The 15,726-nt window shown below is 52.6% G+C and carries 13 protein-coding genes; 5 read left to right on the top strand and 8 right to left on the bottom strand.

From position 1 onward, the window contains the following. Positions 1 to 225: 225 nt before the first annotated feature. On the top strand, positions 226 to 711 hold the full coding sequence (locus H8K29_RS01025) for an arsinothricin resistance N-acetyltransferase ArsN1 family B (RefSeq protein WP_186896051.1): 486 nt from the start codon (positions 226 to 228) through the stop codon (positions 709 to 711). Between the two features lie 116 nt (positions 712 to 827). Then, positions 828 to 1,733 carry a DNA ligase gene (locus H8K29_RS01020; protein WP_186896050.1) on the top strand — a complete coding sequence of 302 codons (906 nt, stop codon included), beginning with the start codon at positions 828 to 830 and terminating at the stop codon, positions 1,731 to 1,733. 131 nt (positions 1,734 to 1,864) lie between these two features. Here the strand turns inward: H8K29_RS01020 and H8K29_RS01015 are convergent, their stop codons facing one another. Beyond that, on the bottom strand, positions 1,865 to 2,380 hold the full coding sequence (locus H8K29_RS01015; protein ID WP_186896049.1) for a hypothetical protein: 516 nt from the start codon (positions 2,378 to 2,380) through the stop codon (positions 1,865 to 1,867). A gap of 598 nt (positions 2,381 to 2,978) precedes the next feature. On the opposite strand from H8K29_RS01015, the gene H8K29_RS01010 reads away from it, so the two are divergent. Next, complete coding sequence (locus H8K29_RS01010) at positions 2,979 to 3,920, top strand: peptidylprolyl isomerase (RefSeq protein WP_186896048.1); 942 nt, start codon at positions 2,979 to 2,981, stop codon at positions 3,918 to 3,920. A gap of 79 nt (positions 3,921 to 3,999) precedes the next feature. On the opposite strand, the gene H8K29_RS01005 is transcribed toward H8K29_RS01010, so the two are convergent. The 3 genes from H8K29_RS01005 to H8K29_RS00995 form a co-directional block, all read right to left on the bottom strand. Then, the gene (locus H8K29_RS01005; protein ID WP_186896047.1) at positions 4,000 to 6,336 is read right to left on the bottom strand and encodes a DEAD/DEAH box helicase; all 2,337 of its coding nucleotides are present in this window, start codon (positions 6,334 to 6,336) and stop codon (positions 4,000 to 4,002) included. Positions 6,337 to 6,569: 233 nt separating this feature from the next. Beyond that, complete coding sequence (locus tag H8K29_RS01000) at positions 6,570 to 7,313, bottom strand: ABC transporter substrate-binding protein (RefSeq protein WP_186896046.1); 744 nt, start codon at positions 7,311 to 7,313, stop codon at positions 6,570 to 6,572. 93 nt (positions 7,314 to 7,406) lie between these two features. Next, positions 7,407 to 8,243, bottom strand: a complete 837-nt coding sequence (locus H8K29_RS00995) for a 1-aminocyclopropane-1-carboxylate deaminase/D-cysteine desulfhydrase (protein WP_186896045.1) — start codon at positions 8,241 to 8,243, stop codon at positions 7,407 to 7,409. A 112-nt stretch (positions 8,244 to 8,355) separates the two neighbouring features. Here H8K29_RS00995 and H8K29_RS00990 point away from each other — a divergent pair, with 112 nt between their 5' ends. Next, positions 8,356 to 9,177: a GGDEF domain-containing protein gene (locus H8K29_RS00990; protein WP_186896044.1), complete on the top strand. Its 822-nt coding sequence runs from the start codon at positions 8,356 to 8,358 to the stop codon at positions 9,175 to 9,177. Positions 9,178 to 9,335: 158 nt separating this feature from the next. Here H8K29_RS00990 and H8K29_RS00985 read toward each other — a convergent pair whose 3' ends face one another. Next, entirely contained in the window at positions 9,336 to 10,010 is a 675-nt protein-coding gene (locus H8K29_RS00985) for a hypothetical protein (RefSeq protein WP_186896043.1), read from the bottom strand. A 396-nt stretch (positions 10,011 to 10,406) separates the two neighbouring features. Here H8K29_RS00985 and H8K29_RS00980 point away from each other — a divergent pair, with 396 nt between their 5' ends. Beyond that, positions 10,407 to 12,335, top strand: coding sequence for a CocE/NonD family hydrolase (locus H8K29_RS00980; RefSeq protein WP_186896042.1), 1,929 nt, complete (start codon positions 10,407 to 10,409; stop codon positions 12,333 to 12,335). A 189-nt stretch (positions 12,336 to 12,524) separates the two neighbouring features. On the opposite strand, the gene H8K29_RS00975 is transcribed toward H8K29_RS00980, so the two are convergent. The 3 genes from H8K29_RS00975 to H8K29_RS00965 form a co-directional block, all read right to left on the bottom strand. After that, on the bottom strand, positions 12,525 to 13,391 hold the full coding sequence (locus H8K29_RS00975; protein ID WP_186896041.1) for a DMT family transporter: 867 nt from the start codon (positions 13,389 to 13,391) through the stop codon (positions 12,525 to 12,527). A gap of 115 nt (positions 13,392 to 13,506) precedes the next feature. Next, the gene (locus H8K29_RS00970; protein ID WP_186896040.1) at positions 13,507 to 14,262 is read right to left on the bottom strand and encodes a LytTR family DNA-binding domain-containing protein; all 756 of its coding nucleotides are present in this window, start codon (positions 14,260 to 14,262) and stop codon (positions 13,507 to 13,509) included. Next, complete coding sequence (locus H8K29_RS00965; protein ID WP_186896039.1) at positions 14,259 to 15,662, bottom strand: sensor histidine kinase; 1,404 nt, start codon at positions 15,660 to 15,662, stop codon at positions 14,259 to 14,261. Before H8K29_RS00965 ends, H8K29_RS00970 begins: the two co-directional genes overlap by 4 nt. Positions 15,663 to 15,726 lie beyond the last annotated feature (64 nt).

The raw sequence follows: 15,726 nt of genomic DNA, 5'->3' as shown, positions 1-15,726 counted from the left end.
GCGAAGTCTGTTTTGCCTGCTGCGAACGGCCGGAACAGAGATGACAAAGAACAAATATGATGCAAAAGCCACAAGACAAAATGATAAATAAATATCATAATCAATTCGGTTTTTGAGGCTTTTTCGAATAAGGGCAAATGGGCACAGATAGGCACGAATAAGTCCCTATGTTTCTTTCTCCAATAAGAGCCCTTGCCTTACATTGATTTTGTTAAAGGATGAATTGTGATCCGTTTAGCCAACGCTGACGACGCCGCTGCAATCTGCGCCATTTATAACCGCTACGTTCTGAACACGACGATCAGCTTTGAAGACACCACCGTGCGCGCACCGGCTATGGCGGAACGTATCGCTGCCGTATTTGCAGCGGGTTTGCCGTGGTACGTCTGCGAGGAAGATGGCGTCATTCTGGGTTACGCTTATGCCAGCCCTTGGCGAACCCGCCATGCTTACCGGTTTTCGGTTGAAATATCCGCCTACATCAGCCCTGAACGCAAACAAAGCGGTATCGGCTCGCAACTGTATGTGCATCTGATCGACGATCTGCAACAACGTGGCATGCATTCAGTCATCGCGGGTATCTCCCTGCCGAACCCGGCCAGCGTGGCGCTGCATGAAAAATTTGGCATGACAAAGGTCGCCCACTTCAAGGAAGTCGGCTTTAAGTTTGGCCGCTGGATTGATGTTGGTTACTGGGAAAAGCAGCTATGAATAAGGGTCCATCAGCCTGATGGCGATGCTGCACTCTGGTCAGTACTCTGTGTCCGTTCTCAGTCTTCTCATTTTTCACTGATTTCACTGATGATTCATTCGACAGAAAGCTCATTATGCGTTGCAATCCTCTGCCTTCACGTTTGCCTCTGCCACGGTTACGCGCGCTCGTTCTGAGCCTGTGCCTCGCTGGTGTCGTTACGCCACTGGCATTGCTGCCAGATAGCGCCATCGCGGCCACCGACATCGACACACCGGCGATACTGCTGGCGCGCAATTACCATGCGAAAGTGAATCCGGCGGCGTATCTGGTCAGTGAAAAACTCGATGGTGTGCGGGCGATCTGGGATGGTAAGCAATTGCGCTTTCGCAGTGGCCGTCTGATACAAGCACCGGCATGGTTCATTGCCGCCCTGCCGACACATCCGCTGGATGGCGAACTATGGATGGGGCGACGCCGCTTTGAAGCCTTGTCTGCAGCAGTCCGGCGGCAGATGCCTGACGAGGCAGAATGGCGGCAAATCAGCTATCAGATTTATGAATTACCCGAAGGCAGCGGCAATTTCAGCGAGCGTCTGGTCACGCTCGGGCAGAGCATTGCGGGTAGCCAAGCGCCGTGGTTGCAGGTATTGCCGCAGCAGCGCGTCAGCGACCACGCCGAACTGCAGGCGCTGTTGAAAAAAATCGTCAGCGAGGGAGCGGAAGGCCTGATGCTGCATCAGGCGGATGCGCGGTGGCAGACCGGGCGTTCCGATGTCTTGCTGAAGCTAAAACTGCATCTGGACGCGGAAGCCGTGGTCATCGGCCATGAACCCGGGCGCGGAAAATATCAGGGTTTACTGGGTGCCTTGCTGGTGCAAACGGCGGAAGGTCAGCGCTTCCGGCTAGGCAGCGGCCTGAGCGATGCGCAACGGCAATCACCACCCGCCATCGGCAGCACGGTCACCTATCGTTATCGCGATCTGAACGCGAATGGCATACCGAAATTTGCGACCTTCCTGCGTGTCAGGGAAAGTGAATAAGCAGTCCGCGCAATAAAAAAATCAAACTCCTTGATAAATAAGGCTCGCAGCCGACTATTGGGCTGTGAGCCTTATTCTATGCGGACATTCATTGTAAAAAGCACGAATATCCGTAAAAATAGCTGCAAAAATCAGTTGTAAGGCTGCGTTTCATGTAAAGAACAGGCTTGCACTTTCGCGCCGAAAAAATTCGCCTGTAACTGAAATGCCTGCAAAATTCTTTGCCTGCCAGCAGCATCGGCGGGCAAGGCAAACACCACTTTCAAAAACTGTTGCTCAGTGCCGCTGACGGTTTTACCGATATCCGCGACCAGTAAATCCTGTTCCAGTAAAGCCTGCGGCACGGGCGGCACGACTTCCTGCGCCGCGCGCATCGCGGCCAGCACTTCCGCTTCTGTCACCGTCAACGCGTCGTCCGTGGTCTGAAATTTTTTGACACCGCCGATATTCACTGCAACGCCACCTGTCACTTCAAATTCTGTCGGAGAAATCCGCTCGTAATGAAATGCCTCCCAGCCCGGCACACCGCGCTTACGCTGCGCGACTTGCGCCATCGCCGCTGCCGCGGTGCCGCCGCCATTAATCATGCCGACTGGCAGCATCCCGGCGAGATTGTCGGGAACCGTATCTTTGCTGGTATCGCTCATGGTGCATGCTCACTGTATAGAATCAGCTTGCATTGTATGCTGCCTGCCGCGCAGTTGGAAAACAATACACCGTGAAATGGACGTATTTATCTGCATTTCTATGCCGTTGGCAGAACATTGCTCAAAGAAGAAAATCCTGAGAAAGTCATGAAAAATGAATAACCAGAACTCATTTCATCAATAGGGGTGAGATGCGTTTGTCTCATAACGTGGGCTGGCAAGGCGGACGAGGCAGTCAATAGCGGTGCTATTGATAACGAGTCCAACGCAGTCCGGCACGCGTTATGAGGCAAACCCTCCGGGAGCTGGCCGCATCGACACTTCGCGGGCGCATTGCAGCGCGAGGTTGTCACGTGACGCTTGCTAAGGCACCAGCCTTAGCTGCGCGACGACGCCTTGCACTGCATCCCGAATCGCCTTGCTCGCACTCATCCCTATTGATGAAATGAGTTCTACAACTCACCACGCATTGCGGGTAAAATTCAGCGGCAATTTTATTTTGGAAGCATCAGACATTGTCGTCTGCTGCAAAATCGTGGCAACGCTGCATCGCAGCTGAAACGAATTTCAACCGCAGTTCACATTTAAGGAAATTTTCATGTCGATCAAATCCCGTGTAGTTTTGGGTAGCGCTATCGCGCTGTTCGCGCTCAGCGCTTGTAATGATAAGGATAAAGCCGCTTCAGCGTCAGCTCCGGCTTCTGCCGCTGCGGAAAGCAAAGAAGCAGTCGCCGCGACTGTGAATGGCACGCCTATCAGCAAAAAACAATTGGATCAGATCATGCAGCAGCAGGCAGCGCAAGGCATGCCGGATAATCAAGAAACACGCAAAATGGTGATCGACCAACTGGCAATGCAAATTCTGGTCGCGCAGGAAGCAACGAACAAAGGTCTGGATAAAGTACCTGAAGTCAAAGAACAACTTGACATGGCGCGTTTGTCTATCCTCGCCAATTCCTACGTTAAAGACTACATGAAAACCGCGACCGTCAGCGATGAAGCACTGAAAGCGGAATACGATAAATTCAAAACTACGGCCGGCGGCACAGAATTTAAAGCGCGCCATATTCTGGTCGCCAGCGAAGAAGAAGCCAAAGACATCATCGCCAAAATCAAGAAAGATGTGAAAGCATTCGACGGTCTGGCAAAAGCAAAATCACAAGACCCTGGTTCCAAAGGCAAAGGCGGCGATCTGGGCTGGTTTAATCCACGCAGCATGGTGCCGGAATTCGGTGAAGCGGTCGCAAAACTGGAAAAAGGCAAATTCACTGAAACGCCAGTCAAATCGCAATTTGGTTACCACGTCATCATTCTCGATGACAGTCGCCCATTGGCTGTGCCTGCGCTGGACGATGTCAAAGCACCTCTGACTCAGCAATTGCAACAGCAAAATCTGAAAAAGACTTTTGATGATCTGAAAGCCAAAGCAAAAATTGAAATCACTGCTGTAGTGCCAGCCGCGCCAGCTTCCGCTGCGGCAGCCAGCCCAGCTGCAACACCAACACCGGTTGCAGCGCCAGCAGAAGCAGCAAAGAAATAATTGCGACACTTTGGTCAGCGATAAAAAAAACCGCCATCTGGCGGTTTTTTTATTCCTTCATATCGCAACAATGACAGTCTTATTTAGCTGACTTACGACGCGTGGTGCCACTGTCTTTATCGAACTTGGATGGACGGCGTTCGCCTGGTTTAGCGGATTTAAAACCCGGTTTGCCATGCGCTTTTTCAGCAACGCGACGGTCACCGCCGCCACGTTTCGGGCCGGATGGAAAATCCGCCGCAATGCCGCCGCTTGATGAGCCGACTGCGCTGATCCGTATTTGTTTACCGGCAACCCAGACATCCTTGAGTTGCTGCAATAATTCCTTCGGCATCCCATCCGGCAGATCGAGTGTGCTGTGATCGTCGAAAATAGCAATGCGACCGATATATTTCGCTTCCAGCCCCGCTTCGTTGGCAATCGCGCCGACAATATTCGCTGGCGTGACGGCATCCGCCTTGCCGACTTCAATACGATAAGTCTGCATAGGAATGCTGACTTTTTCCTTGTCTTTTTTCGATTTAGCCGGACGTGGTTCGTCGTCTTCTTTGCTAGTAAAAGCACGATCGACCACCTGATTCAAACGGCTGCCGGGTGCGCTGTCAACGATACGCGGTGCGCGCTCAGCACGCGGTTCGGCACGAGTTTCAGCACGTGCAGGGCGTGCGGCAGGTGCAGCAGCGGCACCCGTTTTTTCGGCACTGATACGCAAAGACTGACCGGCCACCCGTACCGATTTCAGATGATCAAGCATGTCTGCTGGCAAATTATCAGGCAGATCGAGGATGGTGTAATCGTCGTAAATATCAATGCGGCCGATGAATTTCGATTCAATATTGGCTTCGTTCGCAATCGCACCAACGATATTACCGGGCTTTACACCATGCTCATGGCCAACCGCGATGCGGTAGGTTTGCATGCCAGGTTCGGCAACGCGCGGGCTATGTTCGCGACGTGCACCACGGTCTTCGCGCTCAAATCTGTCGCCACGATCACCACGATCGCCACGTTCACGATTAGGACGTTCTCCGCGATCGCTACGGGCAGGGCGTTCATCGCGCCAGCTATCATCGTTTTTAACTTCACGACGATTTTTATCGAGCAGCAATGGTTCATCGCCGCGCGCCATTTTCGCCAATGCGGCTGCGATTTCGATGGCAGGAATATTGTGTTCCTGTTCGTAAGCTTCGATCAACGATGTGAATTCTTGCAAGCCATCCTGCGCCAATGTCGCAGTGATCTGATCTTTGAAGCGGGCGATACGGACATCGTTCACAGTCTGTATGGTTGGCAATTCCAATGGTGACACTGGCTGGCGGGTCGCACGTTCTATCGCTTTCAGCAGATTTTTCTCACGCGGTGTGATGAACAATATCGCTTCGCCACTACGACCGGCACGACCAGTACGGCCGATACGGTGCGTATAGCTTTCCGGATCATAAGGCACGTCATAGTTGATCACGTGGCTGATACGTTCAACATCCAGACCACGTGCGGCAACGTCAGTCGCTACCAGAATATCGATCTTGCCGTCTTTCAGTTGCTGGATCGTGCGTTCACGTTGCTGCTGATTGATGTCGCCATTGATCGCAGCAACCGAGAACCCACGTGCATCAAGCTTGGCGGCGAGTTCTTCGGTACCGAGCTTGGTACGCGCAAAAATGATCATGCCGTCAAAGGTTTCAGCTTCGAGAATACGGGTTAAGGCATCCAGTTTATGCATGCCGGATACCAGCCAGTAACGCTGGCGGATATTGTCGGCCGTGCCGGTTTTAGCTGCAATCGTGACTTCGGCAGGCTTGTTCAGATAAGTCTGGGCAATGCGTTTGATGGCCGATGGCATCGTTGCCGAAAACAAGGCAGTCTGACGATTTTCCGGTGTTTCCTGCAGGATGCGTTCCACGTCATCGATAAAGCCCATACGCAGCATTTCATCGGCTTCATCAAGCACCAGCGTTTTGAGCGCAGATAAATCGAGTGAGCCTTTGTCGAGGTGATCAATCACGCGACCCGGCGTACCGACAACCACGTGCACACCACGGCGCAGTGCCGACAATTGCGGGCCATAGCTTTGTCCGCCATAAATTGGCAACACGTGAAAGCCGGGAATATGGCGCGCATAGGTCTGGAATGCTTCGGCAACCTGAATCGCCAGCTCGCGGGTCGGTGCCAGCACCAGTGCTTGTGGCGTGGTCTGACGAATATCGATACGCGACAGAATAGGCAAGGCAAATGAGGCCGTTTTACCGGTGCCCGTTTGCGCCTGACCGAGGACGTCGCGGTTATCCATCAGGTAAGGGATGGTCGCCGCCTGAATAGGTGACGGGGTTTCGTAGCCGACATCTTGCAAGGCGCGCAGCAAAGGCGCACTCAGTTGCAGATCGGAAAAAGAGATGGGGGAAGTAGATTCAGACATGCGATGCTCGCTTATTTCACTCATATCGCAGGATGCGACTAGATTTGGGGCGTAGTTTACCCTGTTGTCATCGTCTCAGGGAGAAACCACGGGGAATTTTGCACAATTTTTAAGCAAAGCGAAGATAAAAAGCTAAGCACTGATGACAGGCATGCAATGCCTCTGTTCTTTTCGGCAATGTCAGACCAGTTAGTGAGCGGTCTGGCAGTCCGCTTGCTGATCTGACAGATCGCTTATTTCTCAGACAAACCGTATTTGCGCATCAACCTGTCTTGTGTGCCGTTCTCTTGCAAGCGATGCACTATCCGATTGATCTGCTCTATCTTCCACGGCGATTTCAACGACAAAGCACATTGGGTATACACGACTGAAAATGGGGTTTTCGACACGCTGTACAAAGCATGCTTGTCGGGAAATTTTTTGAAATAACCGGCAATTTCAGACTCCGAGGTAATCAGTGCATCGGCACCACCCAGCGCGAGTAAACGAAACATACTCGGCACATCGGTCATGTCAACGCGGGTTGTCCGGCCAGCAGCCAGATCCGGTGCAATAGCAGGATAGTGATAACCAATCTGCGTCGCGATTTTTTTTCCCTGTAAATCGTCAGGAAACTCATTTGGCACGACCGTTTCCTTGCGGACCACCACACGTTCTGTCTGCGGCAGATTTGGAATAGTCCATGCAAAATCAGTCGGCTGATCCACCCATTGCGGGCTGTGATAACAGACCAGATCAGCTTCACCGCTGACGACAGCAGGCTCAATCCGGCGACGGGAATATGGCAGATAAACCGGCTTCGCATCCAACCCTCTGGCGATCGCATCGGTGTAATCTTTCAACAGGCCACCGACCAGTTGATGCCGTTGATCAAAAATGATCAGCGGATCACTCAGGGTCTCGAAACCCGCAATTTTGAGTTGATCCTGTGCCTGCACTTGCGACGCGACACTCAGAGTCACTGCCAAACATGTCATCTGAAAAACACAACGGCCATGGTTTGCTGCCGCTGGTAGTACTTTTTTTGTTACGACTCGTGTCACTGCATCTGCTTTCTGTATGTTCTGATCTCACGGTGTTTTCCAGTAGCCACGCAAGCCTTGCAAGCCACCGGTATGCACCGCCACCACCTTACTTTCCTGAGCGATTTGCCCGCTCAGCCACAACTGGCGCAGGGCAAACAACATTTTTCCGGTGTACACCGGCTCCAGCAATATCCCGGTATCTTCGAAAAAATTCTCGCAAAACGCGCTGAGCTCCGCGCTTACTTTAGCGTATCCACCGTGATGGAAGGTAGTTAACAATTGATAATTCTGGTGTGTGGGGTAGCCCGCCGCCGTCAATAAGCGGGCAACTTCGGCATGCAGATAATCCGCATTTTTGAATGCCGCCACCCCGATCACCCTGCCCTGTCCACGCAATCCGGCCAGCACGCCCGCCATCGTTGCGCCTGTGCCGCAAGCCATTACCATCAGATCCGGCGTAAATTCCAACTCGCTGACGAGCTCGGCAACACCATGTAATGCGGTCGCCGCACTGCCGCCTTCGGGCAGCCAGACATGCTGCGCGCTGCTGTCAGGCAGATACTGGCGCCACGCCTCAGTATCGTCCCGCAAAGCGCGATACGCCTCGCGCGAAACAAAGCGAATTTGCATTCCCAGCGCGCGGCAATCGTCCAGCATCGCGCTGTTCATGCCTTCCGCAGCGCGCACCAGCGCCGTCGCCGGAAACCCGGCGATCGCCGCAGCATGTGCCAGCGCATGCAAATGATTCGACCATAAACCGCCCATGCTGACCAGATGCACCTGTTGACCCGCCAGTGCCTGCAAAGGATATTTCAGCTTACGGAATTTATTGCCCGATACCTGCGGATGCAGCAGATCGTCGCGCTTGATCCACAAATTCATGTGCGGAAACAAGCTGCTGCGTATTGGTTGGCAAGGAGAAAAAGAAGCAGAAAACACAATATTGTTTTTATTGCCTGATGGTAAAGTATTATATTGTCAGGACTGACGTAAAATGATTTCAGCCAGATGTGGTGGTGCAGGCATACGCATAGTAAAACGCCAGCCCCAAGCCCTATTGTATCGCCCGTTGCCAGCATCCGGGATGACTTATGTCACGGCGATCATCCGGCGCACTGGCCGCACTGAATTATTCAATGAAGTTGGAGAGTACATGCCTGCAGACGGAGATCAGCCACTGGTGAATGCCAGACAACAGCTGACACAGTTAATCAAACAAATTAAAGAAAACGGCAAGCAAGACAATCTGCTGCCCACGCTGCAAACCGTATTGACTCAGTTAGAAAGTCTGACCAAGCACGACCAGCTGACCGGCGCACTCAACCGCCGTACTTTGCTGAGCATGCTGGAAAGTGAATTAGCGCGCTCATATCGTACCGGCCACACTTTTTCATTTGCCGTCATCAGTGTCGATCATCTCGAAAAAATTCTGGAGCAACACGGGCAAGCCGTTGCCCGTCAGGTCTTGCAAATGGTCGCCAAAGAAGCGCTGGACATGCTGCGCACACTTGATTCTTTCGGTCGCGTTGCCGCCAATGAATTTGCGATTGTGATGCCAACCACCTGGCTGGATCAAAGCCTGAAAGCCATCGCCCGCCTCAAAAAACGCGTCGCGGGCTGCGACTGGAATACCGTCGCCCCCGGCTTACAAGTGACGTTTTCAACCGGCCTGACAACCAACGCCATCAAAGACACCGCAGACATCATGCTGGCGCGCGCCACCTCGGCCTTGCAGACCGCCAAAGCCAAAGGCAGCGACAGCATAGCGGAAGCCGAATTACCGTTGCCGGAATATCTGCCGGAAGAGGATGAGTAAAGTAAGGTCAACGCCAACCACGATGATCACGCTGATTTTACCTACCCGCAAAACACAATGAATTTCACGCCAGATGCAGGATAATCGACAGCAGGCGTCAGTTTACGCTAGGAGAATTAATAGGCTGCTTGTATTTTTCTATGGTTAGATACGAATGACTAGCTGTCCCTTTCCCCGCCCTCAACGCGCAGAAACTCCACAAGCTTTTCAAACTGGATAAAGTTACCACGGAAGTGGACGGTTCTACCGGCGAGGGGAGTATGCTGGTAATTTTTTGTGTGCATAAACCACAACGTGCACCAGACCACCTCAAACGCCTTCGCAACATCTGTTCGGTCAACCGACGTCGGCGAGGCATGTAGTCCCAGTATTCGTGTTCGCTTCGTCTCAATATTTACATAAGAGTCGTAATTCTTATTCGTTTGAAAACCAATTTGCCCAGGAGTTAAGAGTGTACTGGTCTCGGGAAATGTTGAGGTGTCGATATGCCAAACGTGGTTATGAATTACAATATTTCGCAAAAGAAAAACCTCTATCAATTCCTCTGGGTTTGGAAGATCATTGAAATAGATATTCAGGACTTCGGCGATAGGTTTATTTGAAATTTTAGTCTCGTCTTTTCGTACAAATCGCAAGCGTGACGTGAACGACTCCAGAACTGCGACAAGCAAAACCGTTATAGCCACCGAGTATCCATTCTCCCAATCACCTGCGCCAGCAAGCCCTAGCTGGGGATAGGGGCGCTTGAGCAAGCGTTCGACAAGGTCGGTTATCGGTTGAAAATAAGAACTGCCAACAATCGTGATTACATCGGGAATCGTAGGTGTCGTCATCAGCTGCATCACTAAATGTAACCATCAAATTGACGGAAAAAAAGGCGAAGTGAAAGATCACACTCTCCACAAGCCGTCTCAAAAATCACTTAAAGATTGGCTTTCCAGCGACTAGCTGTGTTTTTACGCAGCATGAAAATTTTCATGGAAAGTACCACGGTGATGGTCTTGCATTCTACCCCGCTCCCTAATCGTGTCAATAATACAATTTAGCATAAACATGTATGCGATCATCCGTGGGTAATATCAAGTCCTTGCAAATCAACTGATTGAGCATTTCCCCTGCAGTTCGCGGAACTTCTTTATGCGTATCGCGGACTAAGCCTGCTCTAGCTGCTTGCCTTGCGCAGGCTTTGCACTTACCTTGTTCATGCCTCAGCTCATTCAAAATCATCCATGAAACTCTCTCCCCTGCTGGCCAGTTTGCTGGCCGCTTTTGTATTGACCGGTGCGGCATTGCCGGTATCCGCTGCGCAGCAAGTTGCTGTCAATCAGGAAGCGCGCGCCGATGCGATGAGGCAGCATGCCGACTATATTCGCGAGCATTACAGTAAATTTGAATACCGGATTCCGGCGCGCGATGGTAAGGCTTTGTTCACGTCGGTGTATGTGCCTAACGATGCGAGTGCGAAAAAGACGTATCCGATACTGCTGGTGCGCACACCATATTCGGTCGCTCCTTATGGCGCGGACAATTACAAAACCAATCTGGGGCCAACAGCAGAGTATGAAAAAGAGGGTTTCATTTTTGTGTTTCAGGATGTGCGCGGCACGAATATGTCGGAAGGTGAATTCGTCAATATGCGGCCACATCTGGATGTGAAAAAAACGTCGGCGGATATTGATGAAAGCAGCGACACCTACGACAGCATAGACTGGCTGATCAAACACCTGCCGCACAATAATGGCAAGGTCGGTCAGTGGGGAATTTCGTATCCGGGCTTTTACACTTCGGCTGGTGCGATTGATTCCCATCCGGCGCTGAAGGCGGTTTCGCCGCAGGCACCGATTGCGGATTGGTTCCGTGGCGATGATATGCACAGAAACGGCGCGTTTAATCTGCAAATGGCATTCGGCTTTTTTAACAGCTTTGGTCAGCCGCGCCCGCAACCAACCGATAAGCGCAACTGGAAAGAATTCAATTACGGCACACCTGACGGTTATCAGTTTTTTCTGGAACTCGGTTCGGTTGCGAATGCAAACGACAAGTATTTTAAAAACGGGATTCCGTTCTGGAATGAGATCGTCGCGCACCCTGATTACGATCAGTTCTGGCAAAGCCGCAATCTGCTGCCGCATCTGAAAAATATCAAAGCCGCGGTGCTGACGGTTGGTGGCTGGTATGACACCGAAGATTTATACGGCCCGCTGCAAACCTATCGCGCGATAGAAAAGCAGAATCCTGGCATACAAAATACGCTGGTGATCGGCCCGTGGACACACGGCGGCTGGACGCGCAGTGATGGCGATAAAGTTGGCGATACCAGTTTCGGTTTCAAGACGGTGCACAATTATCAGCCGGTCGAGCTTGCGTTCTTCAAACACCATCTGAAAAGCGGCGAGAATCCTGCGTTGCCGGAAGCCTGGATGTTTGAAACCGGCGCGAATCGCTGGCGTGGCTTCGATGCCTGGCCGCCAAAAGAAAGCAAAGAACAGGCTTTGTATTTCCATGCGAACGGCAAACTAAGTTTCACAGCGCCAGCGGCAAACGAGAGCGGCTTTGATGAATACATCAGCGATCCGGCCAAACCAGTGCCGTATACAACCGAGATTCTGAACGGCTGGAGCAAACAATATGTCGCTGCCGATCAGCGTTTTGCCAGCCGCCGCCCGGATGTGCTGACCTGGCAAACCGAGGTGCTGGATAAAGATGTGACGCTGGCGGGGCCGCTGAATGCCGATTTATTTGTCAGCGTCACTGGCACCGATGCTGATTTTGTGGTCAAGCTGATCGACGTGTCTCCAGCCGACGCGAAAGACGGGCCAATCCTTCGCGGCAATCAGCAAACGCTGGTGCGCGGTGAACCTTTCCGCGCGCGCTTCCGCGATGGCTTTGAAACGCCGAAAGCATTCACACCCAATGCCGTGACGAAGGTGGCATTCAATATCAACGATGTGCTGCATACGTTTCAGCGCGGTCACCGCATCATGGTGCAGGTGCAGTCGAGCTGGTTCCCGTTTATTGACCGCAATCCGCAAACCTTTGTGCCGAATATTTACGCGGCCAAAGACAGCGATTTTGTTAAGGCCACGCATCGCGTTTACCACAGCAGCAATCAGGCGAGTGCGCTGCGGGTAAAGGTCTTGCCAGCACTTGGCGAGTGATACAGGCAGCGACACTGAGCGAAATCTTCAGCAATAGGCGTAGCAATAGTAGCGATAAAAAAAGCCCGGAAATTCCGGGCTTTTTTGCATTTTTTGGGGAGTATATGGCAAAAAACGCTTATTGTCCTTATAAACAAAGGGCTTTAAAACATACTCCCCCCAGTATATTTTCGTGTTTTTGAGGCATTTTCAAGAGCTTTTAGGAGCAAACACCACCAACCAGGTCGCCAGCACCACGCCCGCGCAGCCGATCAGTGTGCTCATGGTGATCGCTTCGTGCAGAAATAAATGTCCCCACAACAAAGCGAACAGCGGAATCAGAAAAGTCACCGTCAGCGCTTTGGTTGGCCCCACATCCGTCATCAGGCGGAAGTAAATCAGATAGGCGACCGCGCTGCATAACAGCGCCAGCGCCGCGCCGAGCAGCAAAATCTGACTGGTGATTTCGCCCTGCACTGGTGCCAGCGGCAGAAACGGCAGCAACACGAAAGCGGCACCGACTTGCGAGCCGGTCGCCATTTGCATGGAATTCATCGCGCCGGATACTTTTTTGGAATAGATGCCTGCCAGCGCATAACAGATCGTCGCGCCGACGCAAGCCAGCACACCGAGCAGCAAATCACTGGTGAATGCGACCGGCCCCAGACGCACAAGAAAACCGACGCCGACCACGCCACACAACATGCCCAGCATTTTGCGGCCGGTGAAACGTTCACTCAGAAAAATCGCGCCCATCACAGCGCCCCATAAGGGGCTGGTGGCATTCACAATCGCAGAATAACCGGCAGGCATACGCATCGCGGCAAACGAATACAAGGCAAAAGGCAGCGCCGAATTCACCAGACCCAGCAACAGATATTGTCGCCAGTGACGCCGGATATCGACCGGTTTTTGCGTCGCCAGCATCAATAAAGTTAATGCAAGCCCCGCCAATCCGACGCGGATTTCTGCGGTCCATAATGCACCCAGGACAGGTGCCAGCACCCGCATGAACAGAAACGAAGCACCCCAGATCGCAGCCAGCGATAAAAGGCGAAGAAGATCAACACTGCGCATGCGGTTTTCCGTATCGATGAAAAACGCCCAGCTTAACAAATTAGCGTCAGCGCCGCTGGCTATTTCCGGTCATCACATGCCGACGCGGTGTCAACGTTCATCGTCGAATCGGCATTTACATAGGCTTAAAGCGCCACGCATAGGCCTGACTGACTTTGAGTTTTTCGGGGCTGCCGTGCAGCTCCACCAGATAGCGCCCCATGTCGTCACGCTGCGCGCGTGCAATCGCATCGGCGCGCACCACCGTGCCGCGATGGATCTGCCAGAAGATATCGGGGTCGAGTCCTTCCATCAATTCTTTCAGCGGCTTGCGCACATGCGCTTCGTCATGCTCGCACACGACACGGGTATATTTTTCATCGGAACTGAAAAACAGGATTTTTTCTATCGGGAACATCTTGATCGTATCGCCGACGCTGGCACTGATCCAGCGTATGCGCTCAGCCGCATTGCCACGGATGCGTTTATCGAGTTCCGACATCAGCTGGCTCAGATCGGGTGCCGCCTGTTTGCTGGCAAGACGTGCTTTCAGACGCGCAATTGCTTCCGCCAAACGCGCCTGCGCCACTGGCTTCAACAGATAATCGATCGCACCGGCGGCAAACGCATCCAGCGCATGGTTATCGTAAGCGGTGGTGAACACCGCATGACAACGCCCTTTGACGGCATTTGCGACATCCAGCCCCGACATGCCGGGCATGCGAATATCCAGAAATGCGATGTCGGGTTGATGAGTATAAATTGCATCGAGCGCATCAGCGCCATGCTCGCACTCGGCGATAATCTGCAATTCCGGCCATAGATCATTGAGCATGCGGCGTAATTCTTTACGTGGTAAATCTTCATCTTCAGCGATGATGGCAGTGATCATGCAGCCTCCGTCTGTTTTTCTAAAGGAATCGTGATGATGGCAGCAACCCCACCCTCGGGGCGGGCTTTCAACAGCAGGCTGGCGCGGTCGCCGTACATCGCCGCCAGCCGCTGATGGATATTCGCCAGGCCAATGCCAGAGCCACTGTTGTGACCGCCGAACCCAACGCCATCATCTTCGACGCGCATTTCCAGCATGCGCGGCTCTGGAGTTTCTTGCGTTTCTTGCGTTTTTTGTGCTTCGATGACACGCACTGTCACGGCGATGTGCGCCGCGCCAACCTTCGGTTCTATGCCGTGTTTGATTGCGTTCTCGACTAAAGAAATCAGCATCAACGGCGGCACTGCGGCGTCGGCAATCTGTGACTCGACACTGAAACTCAGGCGCGGAATGCGGGCTTGCATCAGACTCAGATACGCATGTACGGCTTCAAGTTGCTTGCTTAAACGCGACTGCAGCGAGCCGCCGTCGTCGCGCATCTGCGGTATGGTCGCCCGCAGATAATCGACCAGATGATCGACAATCGCCACAGCCCGCACTGGCTCAGTACTGATCGCCGAACGCACACCGGCCAATGTATTAAACAGAAAATGCGGTTCCACCTGCGCGGCCAATACCGACAAGCGTAATTCGGTTTCTCTTTGCCTCGCCTGCGCCTGTTCTGATGCGCGCTTACTCTGTGCGACTTTCAACATATTGCGCTGACGAGAAAACAGCCAGAGATCGTAACCACCGCTGAGGTAAATACAGACGGAAGACAATACCAAACCGATATAAAAACCTTTCCAGAAATCCGCGCCTGACATATCAGGCGGATGTGGTGCGCGGTTTTGTTTGCCATCCTGAAAGCCCTGCTCAAATCCGGCTTTGAATTCAGATAACCAGTTTCCGGCAGGCGTGGCCGCGGTTGTTTTTGCAGAATCCGGCGAACCAGAATAATGCAATTTCAGCGCGGTCAGCATCGGTGCCTCGTAATGCAATAATTGCTGTGTCGCCTGCCTCGCTGCAAAAAATAGCAACAGACTGGACAATAATCCTGCACATAAGACCGTGATCAGACTACGCCATTCTTTTTTTTCCGCATAGCCGCGTTGTCGCACCCAGACCGCCAGCGCAGCACCACCAAGATGCATCGCGGTACCGGCAAGAGACAGCGGTATCCAGACGACAAAGAAGGTACGCCAGTCGGCACCGCGCGCAGCATCGATCAGAAAAATCAACAGCAGCGCGGGAATCAGCGTACCCATCCAGGCGCGTGCGCGATAGCGATACCAGGTGCGGGAAAACACCGGATAATTGCGCGCACGGGTCAGCCAGGATTCGCTTCTGGCTGAAACTTCCGGTGGCAATATTTCTTCATTTACCGATGGCGGCATATCGATTGCAGATGTGGCTGACATGATCTTCCCTTTCACAGACGAAGGCAGTCTACGCGGACGTCATCGCATTGGGTGAGCATGCGAC

The organism is Undibacterium sp. CY21W (assembly GCF_014284265.1).
Lineage (GTDB): Bacteria > Pseudomonadota > Gammaproteobacteria > Burkholderiales > Burkholderiaceae_D > Undibacterium > Undibacterium aquatile.
This window is presented reverse-complemented; position numbering and strand designations above follow the sequence as displayed.